The following is a 16,542-nucleotide window of genomic DNA, read 5'->3' as shown; positions in this document are numbered from 1 at the left end:
TGCGGACGCCGGTTGGTGGCGCTGGCTCGTTGCGGTCCACGACTCAGGCGATGGTGAACGTCTGCAGCCCGGTACGTATGATTTCTGGTCCGATGCCCAGCGCCCACGCGGCGCCGCTGGCGGCAAGGACATTCTCGATCTGGTAATCGGTGCGCCCACCGTTGGTCAGCGGGATGCCCTTCAGGCTGGCGATCTCCGTTTCGTTGGCGCCGTTGGCCAGTACGACCCGCTCGTTGCGTACGAATACCGCCCGTTTGCCCTGGGCCAGGTGTTCGACAAGGGTGGGCAGAGCGTCGTCCAGGCCAAAGAAGATCACCTCGCCGTCGCACAAGGGCGCGATCTCGACCAGCATCGGCTGGCTTGCATTAAGTACCGCGGCACCCGTGGGCAATACCAGATCGACCTGCGTGCGCAGCACGGTGAACACCTGTTCCGGCGTTTCGACGTGGTAGCGCCCGAAATGCCTGGCCGCCTCGACGTTGGTGATCACGCCCACCTGACAGCGATCATAGGCCAGGCCTTCGCTGAGGATGCTGTCGGTCCCGTTCTCGAAAACGGCGGCTTCGACGGCGCGATTCATCAGCAGCCGGTGGGCGCCTCCCCAGTTGGCGTTGTCGCCCTGCGCGATACAACGCCGATGCACGAACAATCCGTCGCTGCTGGCCAGCCCCGTGTGCCTGCCGGACAGGGTCAGGAGGCTGGCGATCAGACGGGCGACGGTCGTCTTGCCGAAGCTGCCGGTCACGCCCACCACCGGGATACGTCCGTCGTCGCCGTTGGGGAAGAGTTCATCGACGATGGCGCGACCGACCGGGCGTGGCTGGCCGGTCTCGGGCTTGAGGTGCATCAGCAGGCCGGGACCGGCGTTAACTTCGACAATGCCGCCGCGTTGCCCGTCGAGAGGCTGCGAAATGTCTTCGCAGACCAGATCCACCCCGGCGATGTCGAGTCCGACGATACGTGCGGCGAGCGAGGCGGTGGCTGCAGTTTCCGGGTGTACCAGATCCGTGACGTCGTCCGTATGATTGCCGCTGCGGACGATCAGGACCTCACGACCGGCCGCCGGGACCGAGTCCGGGGCGAATCCCTGGCGCGAGACTTCGAGCCGAGCAACCGGGTTGTCGGCGAGGGCAATGATATCGAGCGGGAATTCCTCGGCGGCGCCGCGTCGCGGGTCGGAGTTGATCTGGCTATCGATCAGTTCGTCGATCGTTGACCGGCCATCGCCGACGACCTTGGCGGTTTCGCCACGCGCGGCCGCAGCGAGTTTGCCGCCAACGATCAGCAGTCGATGTTCCGAGCCGCGCACGTAACGTTCGACGATGACGCCGCTGCCTTCGACGACCGCCGCCGCATAGGCCGACTCGACCTCTTCGCGGGCCATCAGATTGGTGAACACGCCGCGCGCGTGGTTGCCGTCCGATGGTTTGACGACCACCGGCAAGCCGATGTCTTCGGCCGCATCCCAGGCATCCTCGGCACTATCGACCAGGCGTCCCTCAGGAACCGGTACGCCACAGGATTTGAGGAGCGTCTTGGTGAGATCCTTGTCGCGCGAGATCCCTTCGGCAATCGCGCTGGTACGGTCGGTTTCGGCAGTCCAGATGCGCCGGCTGCGGGCGCCGTAGCCGAGCTGCACGAGGTTGCCGGTGGCCAGCAGACGAATCGCCGGAATGCGACGGTCTTTGGCGGTTGCGGCTTCGACGATGCAGCCCGTGCTCGGACCAAGGAGCTTGCGTTCGGCCATGTCGGCCAGTCGTTCGACTGTGCCGGCAACGTCGAAGGTCTGGTCCTTGATGGCGGCCAGCAGCAGGTCGCGTCCCGCATAGAGACAGGAGCGTGTGACATCCTCATGCCAGGCGCGCACCACCACCCGGTATACGCCGCGCGTCGACGTTTCCCGCGCCTTGCCGAACCCGCCGGGCATACCGGCGAGGTTCTGCAGTTCAAGGGTGACGTGTTCGAGCATGTGCGCCGCCCAGGTGCCTTCCTCGACGCGCCGCAGGAAGCCGCCGCGCTCTCCGTAGCTGCAGCGGTGCTCGACCAGCGATGGCAACAGCGCGGTGAGCCGTTCGTAGAAACCCGGGATGGTATTGGAGGGAAAGTCCTCGAGTTCGCCGATATCGACCAGCGCTTCGATGACCGGACGGTAAGTCCAGATGTTTGGGCCGCGGAGGTAGCGGATCTCGAGGAACTTGATGTCTTTGCTTTTCATGGCGTCAGTCCAGGCACGGGAAGGTTGGCGCGCGGCGGCGCGGGACAGGCGGAAGGCCATCGGAGTACCGGCCCGGCCCGGATTATCTCGGGAATAACGCCGGCTGCGTCAATCGGCTGACCGCCGGGCAAGCGGATTGCTCCGGGGTTCGTCACAGGAAGCGGTCCAGGATCCGTCGGCTGTACTGATCGAGGGCATAGCGGTCGCGGATCAGGAAGTGGATGCCGTGGCTGTCAGCGATCAACAGCGCCGGCGAGGTGAGGCGGCGAATGTCTTCCTCGCCCTTCAGGACGAAACTCGCGGCACCGCGGTCGGTCTCGACCTGCCAGGTGCTCGGGGTGGCGAAACTCGCCACCCCGACGATGCGCGTGATTTCGGGCATGAACTCGCGCTGGGCGAGTTCCGACTCAACAAGGATGCGCAGATGGTCTGGTAGTGCGTCGAGCCGGTCGATCCACGCCAGTTCGTGGCCGTAAGGGTCTACCAGGCCGATGCCGTCGTCGGGGGCGGTGATCGGAAAAGCCCGCACGGGTACCACACCGGCATGGATTTCGCCGTCGGAGCCGATGAATTCGAGCTTGCCGAAGGCGTTACGGCGTAATTGGTAGGCGGGGGCGATGGTCATTGTCGGTCATCCTCGTCGTGTCGGGCGAGTTCCATCCGACGCAGTTCGTCTTCGGTGTCGACGTTGCGGGCCTGCGCCTGATACAGGCGGTAGTAATGACCCTCGCTAGCCATCAGTTCGTCGTGGCTGCCGACCTCGACGACACTGCCACGGTCGAGGACGACCAGTCGATTGGCGTCACGCAGCGTGGACAGGCGGTGCGCAATGGCAATCGTCGTACGTCCTCGGACCAGGTTGTCGAGTGCCTTCTGGATTTCCTTCTCGGTGGTGGTGTCGACCGACGAGGTCGCCTCGTCGAGGATCAGGATGCGCGGGTCGATCAGCAGCGCGCGGGAGATCGAGATCCGCTGTCGTTCACCGCCTGAAAGTGCCTGCCCGCGTTCGCCGACCAGCGAGTCGTAGCCGTGCGGCAGTCGAAGGATGAATTCGTGGGCGTGCGCGGCGCGCGCCGCGGCGACGATCTCCGCATGTGTCGCATCGGGTTTGCCATAGGCGATATTCTCGGCAATGGTTCCGAAGAACAGGAAGGGTTCCTGCAGTACCAGCCCGATGTGCTTGCGGTATTCGGCAACCGGCAACGACCGGATATCGACACCATCGATCAGGATGGCGCCTTCGGTGACGTCGTAGAAGCGGCAGATCAGGTTGACCAGGGTGCTCTTTCCGGAACCGCTGTGTCCGACCAGGCCGACCATTTCACCGGGCTTGATGACGATGTTGATGTCGCGGGTGACGCTGCGCGTGCCATAGCGGAAGCCGACGCCGCGCAATTCGATGCGCCCCGAAACCTTCGGCAGGTGCACCGGGTGCATCGGTTCGGGAACGCTCGAGACGTGGTCGAGAATGTCGAAGATGCGCTTGGCGCCGGCCGCAGCCTTCTGCGTGACCGAGACGATGCGGCTCATCGAGTCCAGGCGAAGATAGAAGCGACTGATATAGGCGAGGAAAGCGGTCAATACGCCAACGGTGATCTGGTCCTTGGCGATCTGCCAGATTCCGAAGGCCCAGACGATCAACAAACCGATTTCGGTGAGCAGCGTCACGGTCGGCGAGAACACCGACCATACCCTATTGACGCGGTCGTTGACATCCAGGTTGCGCACATTCGCCGCCCGGAAGCGTGCCGCCTCGCGGTTCTCCTGTGCGAATGCCTTGACCACGCGGATGCCGGGAATCGTATCGGCGAGGACATTGGTGACTTCCGCCCAGATGCGGTCTACGCGTTCGAAGCCGGTGCGCAGTTTCTCACGCACGACGTGTATCAACCAGCCGATGATCGGCAGCGGCAACAGCGTGACCGCTGCCAGCCAGGGGTCGATCGACACCAGAATCGCCGTGGTCATGACGATCATCAGCACGTCGGTGGCAAAATCCAGGAGGTGCAGTGAAATGAAGATGTTGATGCGATCGGTCTCCGAACCGATGCGCGCCATCAGGTCGCCGGTTCGCTTGCCGCCAAAATACTCCTGCGAGAGCTTGAGCAGGTGCTCGTAGGTGGTGGTACGCAGGTCGGCGCCGATCCGTTCCGATACCAGCGCCAGAATGTAAGTGCGTCCCCAACCGAGCACCCAGGCGAAAAGAGACGACCCGAGCAGGCCCGAAAGATAGAACGCGACCAGTTGCGGGTCGATGGGCTGGCCGTTCTGGTAGGGGATCAGCACCTTGTCCATCAGCGGCATCGTCAGGTAGGGTGCCACCAGCGTTGCCGCCGTGGTCAGCAAGGACAGCGCAAAGGCGGCCAGCAAGCGCCCTCTGTAGGGTCTGGCAAACCGCCCCAGGCGCAGCAGCGTCCAGGTCGACGGCGGCTCGTGGATCTCCTTGCTGCAGGCCGGGCACTCCTCCTGTCCGGCCAGCAGCGGCGTCTCGCACTTCGGGCAGAGTGCCACTGTCGAAGGGGGCGGCAGTTCTCCGGTGACGTGGTAGGCAAGTTGCCGTGTGAAGTGGTCGACCAGCCGGCCGGCGGCAACATCGGCACCGAGCGTGTAGCGCCAATGCGCCAGGAGGTGGTCGGCATCCGTCAGTTCCAGCGTTCCGACACCCGAATGATCGCGGCGGCTGAGGGAAAGTCCTGGGCGAAAAGTCCAGCTTGTCCAGCACTTGCCTTCGGCCGACAGCAGGCGCTCGCTGGTGACCACCAGCACGCCGGAAGAAAAATGCAGCCTGGCGTCGAGATCGATCTCGAGCCAGGCCAATATCCGTTCGTCGCCAGCGAGCTGCGTATCCAGTTGGGCCCGCCAGTGGGCCGGCAGCAAAAGTGCCGACGATCCGTCAGGCGGCGTGTCGCGAGCGGTGGCGGAGGGATGAGCTTGCGTCATGATTTGACCGGTCTTGCAACAAGGCTGCAAGTATACCTGCCATCTCCCCGGCATGGCGGTCCTTGCGCGACGGCGTCGTTGCGACCGCAGCCAGTAATACAGCCGCAATCGGGTCATGCCTGATGCCCTGTCGGGGTTGCTGGCGAGAGTGCATCCGGCCGGGGACGGGCAAACACGACCGGGGCCTCCTGATTCGTGTTCAGAGGCGCAGGCGGTCGTCGCTCAGATGGTGTTGCTGTTGCAGCCGGGCGACGGTCGGCAACAGGTTGAGGCCGGTGTCTTTCAGGTACTGCCTGGCGCGGTTGATCAATTCCACGCAGGGGATGTCGATGGGTTCGCCGGCGGTGGCGAAGGCGATGGTATTGCCGCTGTCACATGAAGGAAAGACCAGCGAACGGCCGTCGAAAGCCTTGCTGATTCTCTCGGCACTCGCCGCGAAGCCGCGTTCCCGCCCGAGCAGGTTGACTGCCAGCAGTCCGCCGTCGCTCAGGCGCGCACGACAGGCCTGGTAGAACGGCAGTGTGTCGAGCACACCGGCGCGGGCGTTGCGATCGAAGCCGTCTACCAGTATGTAGTCATGCAGGCTGTCGCCCTGGAGCATGTAGTCGGCACCGTCGGCGATGCACACGCGTAGCCGCAGCGGATCGTCGGGCAGTTTGAAGTGCAGCCGGGCGACGCTCTCGACCTGCGAATCGATCTCGATGACGGTGATCCTGGTTGCCGGCAACCGGTGGTAGATGAACTTCGCCAGTGATCCGGCGCCGAGCCCGATCAACAAGGCCTGGCGCGGCCAGGGCGGGTCACGCAGCAACACGCCGGCCATCATTTCGCGGGTATACGGCAGTTCCAGGGCATTGGGGCGCTGAATGCGCATCGCACCCTGCACCCAGTCGGACGAGAAATGCAGGTAGCGCACACCGGCCTTCTCGCTGATTTCAATCGCGTTGTTTGCCATCAGGTTGTGGGGAAGCAGTGGTTGCAGGAGCCGCAGAAGGTCTGGTGCGTGCAGCGCATTCCGGATTCGTTCCAGGAGGCTGTATCGAACCGCTCGCAAGGGGCCGCGGAGTCGCTGTGGTGTCATGCCGGCCTGAGCAGGCCGGCGGGATAAGCAGTGTGCAGGCCAAATTGACACGTGATCATTCTCCGCCCTCTGCGGCATTACCTACAGTCAGCAGGCCGTGTCCGACATTCTACCGCAGGCGGCGACGGCAGCCCCGGCTACTTGCGAGAGCTTCCCATGTCGGTGATCAAGGTGCCGGGAGCGGATCGTGAATTGACCAGCACGGTTCAAACTGGCTATACTCTACCGGTTTTTCGGCTTGGTCGAGGTGGCGACCCGCCGCATGCTGGTCGACCAAGAGGTAATATGGACTATCTTTTTTCTGCGGTTCTGGTGGTACACATTCTGGCCGCCATCGGCGTCATCGGTCTCGTTCTCGTGCAGCATGGAAAAGGGGCCGACATGGGGGCGGCTTTCGGTAGCGGCGCTTCCGGCAGCCTGTTCGGGGCGACCGGTTCCGCGAATTTCCTGAGCCGTGCTACCGCGGTCCTGGCTACGGTCTTCTTTGTGACCAGCCTGTCGCTCGCCTACATCGCTTCAAGCAAGCCAAAAACGGCTGGCAGTGTGATGCAGGATGCGATAAAATCCGAGCCTGTTCCAGCTTCGCCGGTAGGCGCTGTGGACAAGGGTGGAAGCCCTTCGGACACCGATTCGAAGGCGAAGGATATTCCCAGGTAATTTGCTGTGAAGGCGCGGGCGGGAAGTGCAGAACTCCTCGATCAACTCGTCTGCTGTCTGTGGTAGTGCCGACGTGGTGAAATTGGTATACACGCTATCTTGAGGGGGTAGTGACTTCGGTCGTATGAGTTCGAGTCTCATCGTCGGCACCAGAGGAGCCCTCCGGGTGGGGTGGCTGCAGTCTGTAGTGTGAATTGAAGCGCTTGTGGGGCGGATCATGCTGGAAAGCTATTTCCCGGTATTTGTCTTCATACTGATTGGCGTCGCTTTCGGTTTTGCGCCCGTCGTGGCTGGTCTGGTGGTTGCACCGCACCGCCCGGACAGCGAAAAACTTTCCCCTTACGAGTGTGGCTTCGAAGCCTTCGAAGATGCGCGCATGAAGTTCGATGTGCGCTACTACCTGATCGCCATCATCTTTATCCTGTTCGACCTCGAAGTGGCATTCCTGTTGCCCTGGGCGACGATCTTCAAGGAAATCGCGCAAACCGAGTCCGTGCGCTGGTTCGGTTTCATCGAGATGCTGGTTTTTATCGCCATCCTGGTCGTCGGCTACCTCTATGCCTGGGCCAAGGGCGCTCTGGATTGGGAGTGAGCGATGGGCATTGAAGGCATTCTGCAAGAAGGCTTCGTCACGACCACGGCTGACAAGCTGATCAACTATGTCCGCACGGGTTCGATGTGGCCAATGAGTTTCGGGCTCGCCTGCTGCGCCATCGAGATGATTCACGCGGGTTGCTCGCGGTACGATCTGGACCGCTTCGGCATCGTTTTTCGCCCAAGTCCTCGTCAATCCGACGTGATGATCGTTGCCGGCACGCTGACCAACAAGATGGCCCCGGCCCTGCGCAAGGTCTACGACCAGATGGCAGAGCCGCGCTGGGTGGTTTCGATGGGTTCCTGCGCCAATGGCGGCGGCTACTATCACTACGCTTACTCTGTGGTGCGTGGCTGTGACCGAATCGTTCCCGTCGATATCTACGTGCCCGGTTGTCCGCCGACCGCCGAGGCGCTGATTTATGGGCTCATTCAGTTGCAGAACAAGATCCGCCGTACAAACACCATCGCCCGCTGAACAAAACCAACCGAGAGTGAGCCATGTCCGCCAAGCTGGAAGCGCTTAGTCACAACCTGCAAAAGCATCTCGGCGATCGAGTGAAGTCCCTGAAGGAGGCGCTCGGTGAAGTGACCATCGAGGTTGATGCCGCCGACTATCTTGTCGTGATGCAGACGCTCCGTGATCAACCCGAGTTGTCCTTCGAAGAATTGATCGACCTTTGTGGTGTCGATTATTCCACGTACGGGAACGTACAGCGGGTGGGCGGGCGATTCGCGGTGGTCAGTCACCTGCTGTCGATCAGTCACAACTGGCGGCTGCGTGTGCGTTGCTTTGCGATGGATGACAACTTCCCCTCGCTACCGTCGGTTACCTCGGTCTGGAGCAGCGTTAACTGGTTCGAGCGCGAGGCCTTTGACCTGCTGGGCATCGTTTTCCCGGGGCACAACGACTTGCGCCGCATCCTTACCGATTACGGCTTCGTCGGGCATCCGTTCCGCAAGGATTTTCCGATCTCCGGCTACGTGGAAATGCGTTACGACCCCGAGCAGCAGCGGGTCATTTATCAGCCGGTGACCATTGAGCCCCGCGAAGTCACGCCGCGGATCGTTCGCGAAGCGACCTACGGGAACGTCTAACATGCCTGAACTTCGCAACTTCACCTTGAACTTCGGGCCGCAGCACCCGGCCGCGCATGGTGTTCTGCGCATGGTGCTCGAACTTGACGGCGAAGTGGTGATGCGTGCCGATCCGCATATCGGTCTGCTGCACCGGGCTACCGAGAAACTCGCCGAGAACAAGACCTGGATCCAGTCCTTGCCATACATGGACCGGCTTGACTATGTCTCGATGATGTGCAACGAGCACGCTTATTGTCTGGCAGTCGAGAAGCTCTTGCAGATCGAGGTGCCGATCCGCGCGCAGTACATTCGCGTGATGTTTGACGAAATCACACGCATCCTCAATCACTTGCTCTGGGTCGGCTGCCACGGTCTCGACGTCGGGGCAATGACGATGGTGCTCTACGCCTTCCGTGAACGCGAAGACCTGGTTGATGCCTACGAAGCGGTGTCGGGTGCGCGCATGCACGCTGCCTACTACCGACCGGGTGGCGTGTACCGTGATCTGCCCGACCGCCTGCCGCAGTACCAGGAATCGAAGTGGAAGAGTGCCGCGCAGATCAAGCCCTTCAACGAGGCGCGCAGCGGTTCCCTGCTCGATTTCCTTGACGATTTCGTCGGTCGGTTCCCGAAACTGCTCGACGAGTACGAAACACTCCTGACCGACAATCGGATCTGGAAACAGCGTCTGGTGAACGTGGGTATCGTCTCGCCGGAGCGCGCATTGCAGCGCGGCTTTAGCGGCCCGATGCTGCGCGGTTCCGGCATTGCCTGGGATCTGCGCAAGAAGCAGCCCTATGAAGTCTATGACCGGCTCGATTTCGATATCCCCGTGGGGGTCACCGGTGACTCCTACGATCGCTATCTGGTGCGCATGGAAGAGATGCGGCAGTCGAACCGGATTGTCCGGCAATGCATCGACTGGTTGCGCCAGAACCCCGGCCCGGTGATGTCCGACAATCACAAGGTGGCGCCGCCGGATCGCGAGGCCATGAAGTCCAATATGGAAGAGTTGATCCACCACTTCAAGTTGTGTACCGAAGGCATCCACGTGCCGGATGGCGAAGCCTACTCGGCAGTTGAGCACCCGAAGGGGGAATTCGGCATCTATCTGCTCTCCGACGGCGCCAACAAGCCGTATCGCCTGAAAATCCGCGCGCCTGGCTATGTGCACCTATCGGCAATGGACGAAATGGTGCGTGGGCACATGCTGGCCGACGTGGTGACGATCATTGGTTCCCAGGACGTTGTTTTTGGCGAGATAGACCGCTGATGCTGACTTCAGAATCCCTCAAGAGAATTGATCGCGAAATTGCCAAGTACCCGGCCGACCAGAAACAGTCGGCGGTGATGGCGGCTCTGGCGATCGCGCAGGAAGAGCAGGGCTGGCTACCCAGCGAGGCCATCGAGAGTGTGGCCAACTATCTCGGCATGGCGCCGATTGCCGCCTATGAAGTGGCCAGCTTCTACAACATGTATGACCTCAGGCCGGTCGGCAAGTACAAGGTGTCGGTGTGCACCAATCTGCCGTGCATGCTCTCCGGAGGCGTCGATGCCGGGGAATATCTGAAGCAGAAGCTGGGAATCGGTTATAACGAAACGACGCCGGATGGCCTGATCACGCTCAAGGAGAGCGAATGCATGGGTGCCTGCGGTGACGCGCCGGTGGTGATCATCAATAACCGTCGCATGTGCAGTTGGATGCAGCCCGAGCAAATCGACAAACTGCTGGCGGAGCTCAAGTAATGGCGATTCTCGGTGCAATCAACCCGATGCTCAGCGTCGGCCTGGATGGCGACAACGCCTGGCGCCTCGCGGATTACGTCAAACGCGGCGGCTACACGGCGCTGCGACGCATTCTCGAAGAGAAGGTGTCGCAGGGTGATGTCATCAACGAAGTCAAGAAATCGGTCCTGCGCGGCCGCGGTGGTGCCGGTTTCCCGACCGGTCTCAAGTGGAGTTTCATGCCGCGTTCGTTTCCCGGCGACAAGTACGTGGTGTGCAATTCGGATGAGGGCGAGCCGGGAACCTTCAAGGATCGTGACATCCTGCGCTACAACCCGCACTCGGTGATCGAGGGGATGGCCATCGCTGCCTACGCGATGGGCGCCGGGCGTGGATACAACTATATTCACGGTGAAGTATGGGAAATCTACCAGCGCTTCGAGGAAGCACTGGACGAAGCGCGGGCTGCGGGATTTATCGGCAACGATCTGCTGGGTTCGGGTTTCAGCTTCGAGCTCTTTGCGCATCACGGTTACGGGGCCTACATCTGCGGCGAAGAAACGGCGTTGCTGGAATCGATTGAGGGCAAGAAGGGGCAACCACGGTTCAAGCCGCCATTTCCCGCCTCTTTCGGCCTCTACGGGAAGCCGACGACGATCAACAATACCGAGACCTTTGCTTCCATCCCCTACATCATGAATCTCGGCGGCGAGAGCTATCTCGAAGCCGGCAAGGCGAACAATGGCGGGACCAAGCTTTTTTCGGTGTCCGGCCACGTCAATCGGCCCGGCAACTACGAGGTGCCGCTGGGCACGCCTTTCGCGACGCTGCTCGAAATGGCCGGTGGCATGCGCGCGGGCCGGAAACTGAAGGCCTGCATACCGGGGGGTTCTTCCGCGCCGGTGGTCCCGGCAGCCACGATGATGGACTGTACCATGGACTACGACTCGATCAGCAAGGCGGGCTCCATGCTTGGGTCGGGTGCGGTCATCGTCATGGACGAGACGACCTGCATGGTCAAGGCGCTGGAGCGCCTGTCGTTCTTTTACTACGAAGAATCGTGCGGACAGTGCACACCGTGTCGCGAAGGCACGAGTTGGCTGTACAAGGTAGTGCAGCGAATCGAAGGAGGGCGGGGGCGCTCCGATGACCTCGAACTGCTCGCGAGCGTCACCACGAACATCATGGGTCGCACCATTTGCGCGCTCGGCGATGCCGCCTCGATGCCGGTCCAGAGCTTCATCAAGCATTTTCGCGACGAATTCGCGTACCACATCGAACACAGGAAGTGCCTCGTGCCCGTTGATGTCCAGCGCGCCGGCAGCGGCTTCTTTACGGCAACGGCTTAGGGTACGAGACGATGGAAATCGAAATCGACGGCAAGGTGGCGCAAGTGCCCGACGGCAGCACGATCATGGATGCTGCGCAGCAGCTCGGCGCCTATATCCCGCATTTCTGCTATCACAAGAAGCTTTCGATCGCCGCCAACTGCCGCATGTGCCTGGTGCAGGTGGAGAAGGCGCCGAAGCCGTTGCCCGCCTGTGCCACACCAGTGACCAATGGCATGAAAGTGTTTACGCACTCCGAACTGGCCATCAAGGCGCAGAAGGGTGTAATGGAGTTTCTGCTGATCAATCACCCACTCGATTGTCCGATCTGTGATCAGGGGGGCGAGTGTCAACTGCAGGATCTGGCCGTGGGTTATGGTGGTAGTGCCTCACGCTTTCAGGAAGACAAGCGGGTTGTCTTTCACAAGGATGTGGGTTCGCTGATCTCGATGCAGGAGATGGCGCGGTGCATCCACTGCACGCGTTGCGTCCGCTTCGGACAGGAGATCGCTGGCGTCATGGAACTGGGCATGGCCAGCCGCAACATGCACTCCGAGATCATGACCTTTGTCGGTCGCTCAGTCGACTCCGAGCTTTCCGGCAACATGATCGATCTTTGCCCGGTTGGCGCGCTGACTTCCAAGCCCTTCCGCTATTCTGCCCGCAGCTGGGAGTTGTCGCGGCGTCGGTCGATCAGTCCGCACGATAGCATCGGCGCCAACCTGACCGTACAGATCAAGAACAATGTGGTCATGCGCGTGTTGCCGCGCGACAACGAAGAGGTCAACGAGTGCTGGATCTCGGACAAGGATCGCTTTTCCTACGAGGCGCTCAATTCACCGGCACGCCTGGGCAAGCCGATGGTCCGCGTGGATGGCGCACTGCGCGAGGTTGAGTGGAGCGTTGCTCTCGATTACGTCTCGCATGCGCTCAAGGATGTCGTCGGTAGCAGCGGTGCCGACTCGCTGGCGTCCCTGGCCTCGCCGCATGCGACCCTCGAGGAATTGTACCTGCTCCAGAAAATGACTCGCGCCCTCGGGTCAGGGAGCATTGACTTTCGTCCACGGCGACGCGACTTTTCAACTGACGGCAAGCTTGCCGGCGTGCCGTGGCTGGGCCTCAGACTCTCCGAAATCAAGGACCTCGACAGCGCTCTGGTGGTCGGCAGTTTCCTGCGCAAGGACCATCCACTGTTCGCGCAACGTCTGCGTCAGCTCGGCAAGAAGTGGGGAAAGGTCAGCCTGCTGTCTGTCGGTGGCGACGATCCGCTGATCAGGTTGCACGCACAGTTGACGGTGTCCCCGGCCGACCTGCCGCTGGCCCTTGCCGCGGTAGTCAAGTCTGCGGCGCAACTCAGGAGCGAGGCCGTGCCGGCGGGTCTCGATTCGGTGGAACCCTGCGCAAGCAGCCAGGCCATCGCCAAGAGCCTGGTCGAAGGTGAAAAGAGCGCCATTTTCCTGGGGAATGTCGCCGAGCAGCATCCGCACGCAGCTCAACTACACGCCCTGGCGCTTGAACTCGCGCGCCTGACCGGGGCCAGTTGCGGATTTATCGGGGAAGCGGCCAACAGTGTCGGGGGCTACGTTGCCAAGGCGCTGCCGACGGCGCTCAATGCCTACGAAATGTTCGCGCAGCCCCGCAAGGCCTACGTCCTGCTCGGCGTCGAACCGGACCTCGACTGCCACAATCCGCAACAGGCGGTGGCTGCGCTCAAAGCCGCAGCGCTGGTCGTTGCGTTGACCCCATTCAGCGACGGCGCGGTGCGTGAGTACGCCGATGTGCTGCTGCCGATTACCCCTTTCAGCGAAACTTCCGGGACCTTCGTCAACACCGAGGGTCGCGCGCAGAGTTTCAACGGAGTCGTGCGTCCCTTCGGCGATGCGCGCCCGGCGTGGAAAGTCCTGCGCGTGCTCGGCAATCTGCTGAACCTGCCGGGTTTCGACCAGGCGTCAAGCGAGCAGGTGCGAGACGAAATCATCCCTTCAGGTGAGTGCTTCGCCGGCGGCCTGAGCAATGCTCTCAACGGCGTTCCCCTGGCATTGCCTGTGACGGTTGGCGGCCTGCAACGCATCGCCGATGTGCCGATTCACTTCGCCGACGCTCTGGCTCGCCGCGCACCCGCGCTGCAGAAGACGCGCGATGCCGCTGCACCGACGGCACGCTTGAGTGCGCCGACCTTGGCCACCCTGGGTGTCACGGACGGCGCCCTGGTGCGTCTCAGGCAGGCGAATGGCGAAACCGTGCTCACCGCCAGAGTTGACGAGAGCGTTCCTGCAGGTTGTGTGCGGGTCGCCGCGGGCCACGCGTCGACTGCTACGCTCGGTGAAATGTTCGGTGCCATCAACGTGGAGCGTGCATGATGGTCGATGCGCTGCAGGGATTGTTGCAAGGCCTTTTCGGGTCGTTGTTTCCACTGGTGTGGACCGTTCTCAAGATCGTTCTGATCATCGCGCCGCTGCTTCTCGCCGTCGCATACCTGACATTCTGGGAGCGCAAGGTCATCGGCTGGATGCAGGTGCGGATCGGACCCAACCGGGTCGGTCCCTGGGGTTTGATACAGCCCATTGCCGACGGCCTGAAACTGCTGCTGAAGGAAGTCGTAATCCCCACCGGGTCGGACAAGAGTGTCTTCCTGCTGGCCCCGATGTTCGCCTTTGCGCCGGCACTCGCCGCCTGGGCGGTGATTCCGTTCAACGACACGCTGGTGCTGGCGAACGTCAACGCGAGTCTGCTCTACATCATGTCGATTACCTCGATCGGTGTGTATGGCATCATCCTTTCCGGATGGGCTTCGAACTCCAAATACGCGTTCCTCGGCGGCATGCGTTCCGCGGCCCAGATGATTTCCTATGAAGTGGCCATGGGTCTGGCGCTGGTCGTGGTACTGATGGTGTCCAACAGCCTCAACCTCGGCGATATCGTCAAGGGTCAAGGGCGGGGCTATTTCGCCGAGCACGGACTCGGATTCCTCTCCTGGAACTGGTTGCCGCTGCTGCCGATGTTCGTCGTCTATCTGGTGGCCATCGTCGCCGAGACCAACCGCGCGCCTTTCGACCTCGCTGAAGGCGAATCGGAGATCGTCGGCTTCCATGTCGAGTACTCGGGAATGGCTTTCGCGGTGTTCTTCCTGGCCGAGTACGCCAACATGATCCTGGTGTCGACGTTGACCTCGACGTTGTTCCTCGGCGGTTGGCTGTCGCCGGTGGGCTTCCTGCCCGATGGCATCCTGTGGCTGTTCCTGAAGATTTCTGCCGTGCTGTTCGTCTTCCTCTGGATCCGTGCCACATTTCCACGCTATCGCTACGACCAGATCATGCGTCTCGGCTGGAAAGTGTTCATCCCGCTGTGTCTGATCTGGCTGGTCGTCGTCGGCGGCTGGATGATGTCACCGCTGAACATCTGGAAGTGAGAGGCTAGCCATGGGTTCGATGAGGGAAATTTTCAACAGCCTCCTGCTCAGGGAGTTGTTCAAGGGGCTGTCGGTGACCGGGCGCTACATGTTCGCCCGCAAGATCACCGTACAGTATCCGGAAGAGAAGACGCCGCAGAGCTTCCGCTTTCGCGGTCTGCATGCGCTGCGGCGCTATCCGAATGGCGAGGAGCGCTGCATTGCCTGCAAGTTGTGTGAGGCGGTGTGTCCGGCGCTGGCCATTACCATTGAATCGGATCAGCGCGACGACGGTTCGCGGCGCACCACACGCTACGACATCGACCTGACCAAATGCATCTTCTGCGGCTTCTGTGAAGAGGCGTGCCCGGTCGATGCCATCGTCGAAACACGTATTTACGAGTACCACGGGGAAACGCGTGGCGACCTCTATTACACCAAGCCGATGTTGCTGGCCAATGGTGACCGCTACGAAGATCAGATCGCTGCGGACCGCGAACTCGACTCGAAATACCGCTGACAGGCCGACACGATGGAATTCAAGACCTTCGTTTTCTACTTTCTCTCGGCGATCCTGGTGTTCGCCGGATTGCGTGTGATTACTTCGCGTAACCCAGTACACGCGGCGCTGTATCTGGTGTTGGCGTTCTTTACCGCGAGTGGCGTCTGGATGCTGTTGCAGGCCGAATTCCTGGCCATTGCACTGGTTCTGGTTTATGTCGGTGCGGTGATGGTGCTGTTCCTGTTTGTGGTGATGATGCTCGACATCAATCTCGATCGCCTGCGTGAAGGATTCTGGAGTTACCTGCCGCTGGGCGCGATCATTGGACTGTTGATGGTCGCGGAGATGGGCCTGGTCCTTGGCGGCAACTACCTGGGGCTACTGGAGAGCAGCGTACGGCAGGCGACTACCGAAGATAGCAACGTGCAGGCCATTGGACGCCTGATGTTTACCGAATACGTTTATCCCTTCGAGCTGGCATCGGTGATCCTTCTCGTCGGAATCATTGCCGCAGTGGCCCTGACGCAGCGAGCGAAGAGAACGAACAAGTCGGTCAGCCCCTCGCAGCAGGTCTTCGTGAAAGCCAGGGACCGCGTGCGCGTGTTGCAGATGCCCGCCGAGAAGAGCGACTGACGAGACACGTGTCTGCGGCCGGACCCAGACCCAAACCAAGACCGGGTGGCGCCGAGCGCACCACCCCATGCAGAAGAATCAGGGAGGAACCTTGCTTACACTGTCCCATTTTTTGATCCTGGGCGCGATTCTCTTCGCGATCAGCGTCGTCGGCATCTTCCTCAACCGCAAGAACCTGATCATCATACTGATGTCGATCGAGTTGATGCTGCTGGCGGTGAACATGAACTTCATCGCCTTTTCTCACTACCTTCAGGACCTCGCCGGGCAGGTGTTCGTCTTCTTCATCTTGACTGTCGCTGCCGCCGAGTCGGCAATCGGGTTGGCGATTCTCGTGGTGCTGTTCCGCAACCTGAAAACCATCCATGTGGATGATCTGGACAGCCTGAAGGGTTGAAC

The 16,542-nt window shown here is 61.3% G+C and carries 16 protein-coding genes and 1 tRNA gene; 13 read left to right on the top strand and 4 right to left on the bottom strand.

Annotation, left to right across the window (positions count from 1 at the left end):
* Positions 1 to 43: 43 nt before the first annotated feature.
* From AC15MQ_RS06875 to AC15MQ_RS06860, 4 genes are all read right to left on the bottom strand, one after another.
* Entirely contained in the window at positions 44 to 2,215 is a 2,172-nt protein-coding gene (locus AC15MQ_RS06875; RefSeq protein WP_483079726.1) for a cyanophycin synthetase, read from the bottom strand.
* Positions 2,216 to 2,366: 151 nt separating this feature from the next.
* The gene (locus AC15MQ_RS06870) at positions 2,367 to 2,840 is read right to left on the bottom strand and encodes a cyanophycin metabolism-associated DUF1854 family protein (protein WP_287654957.1); all 474 of its coding nucleotides are present in this window, start codon (positions 2,838 to 2,840) and stop codon (positions 2,367 to 2,369) included.
* A complete protein-coding gene (locus tag AC15MQ_RS06865; protein ID WP_483079725.1) occupies positions 2,837 to 5,155 on the bottom strand; it encodes a cyanophycin metabolism-associated ABC transporter in 2,319 nt (772 codons plus the stop codon). The genes AC15MQ_RS06870 and AC15MQ_RS06865 overlap by 4 nt, the downstream gene beginning before the upstream one ends.
* A gap of 199 nt (positions 5,156 to 5,354) precedes the next feature.
* Positions 5,355 to 6,110, bottom strand: a complete 756-nt coding sequence (locus AC15MQ_RS06860) for a fused MFS/spermidine synthase (RefSeq protein WP_287654955.1) — start codon at positions 6,108 to 6,110, stop codon at positions 5,355 to 5,357.
* A 411-nt stretch (positions 6,111 to 6,521) separates the two neighbouring features.
* Between AC15MQ_RS06860 and secG the strand changes: the two genes are divergently transcribed.
* The 13 genes from secG (at position 6,522) to nuoK (ending at position 16,540) form a co-directional block, all read left to right on the top strand.
* On the top strand, positions 6,522 to 6,893 hold the full coding sequence (secG, locus tag AC15MQ_RS06855; protein ID WP_350497231.1) for a preprotein translocase subunit SecG: 372 nt from the start codon (positions 6,522 to 6,524) through the stop codon (positions 6,891 to 6,893).
* Positions 6,894 to 6,960: 67 nt separating this feature from the next.
* A tRNA-Leu gene (locus AC15MQ_RS06850) sits at positions 6,961 to 7,045 on the top strand.
* Between the two features lie 65 nt (positions 7,046 to 7,110).
* Positions 7,111 to 7,485 carry an NADH-quinone oxidoreductase subunit A gene (gene ndhC, locus AC15MQ_RS06845; protein ID WP_287654954.1) on the top strand — a complete coding sequence of 125 codons (375 nt, stop codon included), beginning with the start codon at positions 7,111 to 7,113 and terminating at the stop codon, positions 7,483 to 7,485.
* A gap of 3 nt (positions 7,486 to 7,488) precedes the next feature.
* Entirely contained in the window at positions 7,489 to 7,965 is a 477-nt protein-coding gene (locus tag AC15MQ_RS06840) for a NuoB/complex I 20 kDa subunit family protein (RefSeq protein WP_287654953.1), read from the top strand.
* Positions 7,966 to 7,988: 23 nt separating this feature from the next.
* Entirely contained in the window at positions 7,989 to 8,585 is a 597-nt protein-coding gene (locus tag AC15MQ_RS06835) for an NADH-quinone oxidoreductase subunit C (protein WP_287654952.1), read from the top strand.
* A gap of 1 nt (position 8,586) precedes the next feature.
* Positions 8,587 to 9,840, top strand: coding sequence for an NADH-quinone oxidoreductase subunit D (locus AC15MQ_RS06830; RefSeq protein WP_483079724.1), 1,254 nt, complete (start codon positions 8,587 to 8,589; stop codon positions 9,838 to 9,840).
* Positions 9,840 to 10,313, top strand: a complete 474-nt coding sequence (gene nuoE / locus AC15MQ_RS06825; RefSeq protein ID WP_287654950.1) for an NADH-quinone oxidoreductase subunit NuoE — start codon at positions 9,840 to 9,842, stop codon at positions 10,311 to 10,313. Before AC15MQ_RS06830 ends, nuoE begins: the two co-directional genes overlap by 1 nt.
* 26 nt (positions 10,314 to 10,339) lie before the next feature.
* Complete coding sequence (gene nuoF, locus AC15MQ_RS06820) at positions 10,340 to 11,641, top strand: NADH-quinone oxidoreductase subunit NuoF (RefSeq protein ID WP_483080624.1); 1,302 nt, start codon at positions 10,340 to 10,342, stop codon at positions 11,639 to 11,641.
* A gap of 11 nt (positions 11,642 to 11,652) precedes the next feature.
* Positions 11,653 to 13,980, top strand: coding sequence for an NADH-quinone oxidoreductase subunit NuoG (gene nuoG, locus AC15MQ_RS06815; protein ID WP_483079723.1), 2,328 nt, complete (start codon positions 11,653 to 11,655; stop codon positions 13,978 to 13,980).
* Positions 13,980 to 15,029 carry an NADH-quinone oxidoreductase subunit NuoH gene (gene nuoH / locus AC15MQ_RS06810; RefSeq protein WP_434735626.1) on the top strand — a complete coding sequence of 350 codons (1,050 nt, stop codon included), beginning with the start codon at positions 13,980 to 13,982 and terminating at the stop codon, positions 15,027 to 15,029. The genes nuoG and nuoH overlap by 1 nt, the downstream gene beginning before the upstream one ends.
* Positions 15,030 to 15,039: 10 nt before the next feature.
* Positions 15,040 to 15,528, top strand: coding sequence for an NADH-quinone oxidoreductase subunit NuoI (gene nuoI / locus AC15MQ_RS06805; RefSeq protein WP_287667174.1), 489 nt, complete (start codon positions 15,040 to 15,042; stop codon positions 15,526 to 15,528).
* Between the two features lie 12 nt (positions 15,529 to 15,540).
* Positions 15,541 to 16,143 carry an NADH-quinone oxidoreductase subunit J gene (locus tag AC15MQ_RS06800; RefSeq protein ID WP_287654946.1) on the top strand — a complete coding sequence of 201 codons (603 nt, stop codon included), beginning with the start codon at positions 15,541 to 15,543 and terminating at the stop codon, positions 16,141 to 16,143.
* Positions 16,144 to 16,234: 91 nt separating this feature from the next.
* On the top strand, positions 16,235 to 16,540 hold the full coding sequence (gene nuoK / locus AC15MQ_RS06795; RefSeq protein WP_015768187.1) for an NADH-quinone oxidoreductase subunit NuoK: 306 nt from the start codon (positions 16,235 to 16,237) through the stop codon (positions 16,538 to 16,540).
* Positions 16,541 to 16,542 lie beyond the last annotated feature (2 nt).

The sequence above is a fragment of the Candidatus Accumulibacter propinquus genome, from assembly GCF_056856495.1.
The sequence above is the reverse complement of the archived record's forward strand: the minus strand, read 5'-3'. Positions and strand labels throughout refer to the sequence as shown.

What these genes read in the sequence shown, in the direction of transcription:
- AC15MQ_RS06875 (WP_483079726.1), bottom strand. Translation starts at nt 2,215, where the DNA reads ATGAAAAGCAAAGACATCAAGTTCCTCGAGATCCGCTACCTCCGCGGC.
- AC15MQ_RS06870 (WP_287654957.1), bottom strand. Translation starts at nt 2,840, where the DNA reads ATGACCATCGCCCCCGCCTACCAATTACGCCGTAACGCCTTCGGCAAG.
- AC15MQ_RS06865 (WP_483079725.1), bottom strand. Translation starts at nt 5,155, where the DNA reads ATGACGCAAGCTCATCCCTCCGCCACCGCTCGCGACACGCCGCCTGAC.
- AC15MQ_RS06860 (WP_287654955.1), bottom strand. Translation starts at nt 6,110, where the DNA reads ATGGCAAACAACGCGATTGAAATCAGCGAGAAGGCCGGTGTGCGCTAC.
- secG (WP_350497231.1), top strand. Translation starts at nt 6,522, where the DNA reads ATGGACTATCTTTTTTCTGCGGTTCTGGTGGTACACATTCTGGCCGCC.
- ndhC (WP_287654954.1), top strand. Translation starts at nt 7,111, where the DNA reads ATGCTGGAAAGCTATTTCCCGGTATTTGTCTTCATACTGATTGGCGTC.
- AC15MQ_RS06840 (WP_287654953.1), top strand. Translation starts at nt 7,489, where the DNA reads ATGGGCATTGAAGGCATTCTGCAAGAAGGCTTCGTCACGACCACGGCT.
- AC15MQ_RS06835 (WP_287654952.1), top strand. Translation starts at nt 7,989, where the DNA reads ATGTCCGCCAAGCTGGAAGCGCTTAGTCACAACCTGCAAAAGCATCTC.
- AC15MQ_RS06830 (WP_483079724.1), top strand. Translation starts at nt 8,587, where the DNA reads ATGCCTGAACTTCGCAACTTCACCTTGAACTTCGGGCCGCAGCACCCG.
- nuoE (WP_287654950.1), top strand. Translation starts at nt 9,840, where the DNA reads ATGCTGACTTCAGAATCCCTCAAGAGAATTGATCGCGAAATTGCCAAG.
- nuoF (WP_483080624.1), top strand. Translation starts at nt 10,340, where the DNA reads ATGCTCAGCGTCGGCCTGGATGGCGACAACGCCTGGCGCCTCGCGGAT.
- nuoG (WP_483079723.1), top strand. Translation starts at nt 11,653, where the DNA reads ATGGAAATCGAAATCGACGGCAAGGTGGCGCAAGTGCCCGACGGCAGC.
- nuoH (WP_434735626.1), top strand. Translation starts at nt 13,980, where the DNA reads ATGGTCGATGCGCTGCAGGGATTGTTGCAAGGCCTTTTCGGGTCGTTG.
- nuoI (WP_287667174.1), top strand. Translation starts at nt 15,040, where the DNA reads ATGGGTTCGATGAGGGAAATTTTCAACAGCCTCCTGCTCAGGGAGTTG.
- AC15MQ_RS06800 (WP_287654946.1), top strand. Translation starts at nt 15,541, where the DNA reads ATGGAATTCAAGACCTTCGTTTTCTACTTTCTCTCGGCGATCCTGGTG.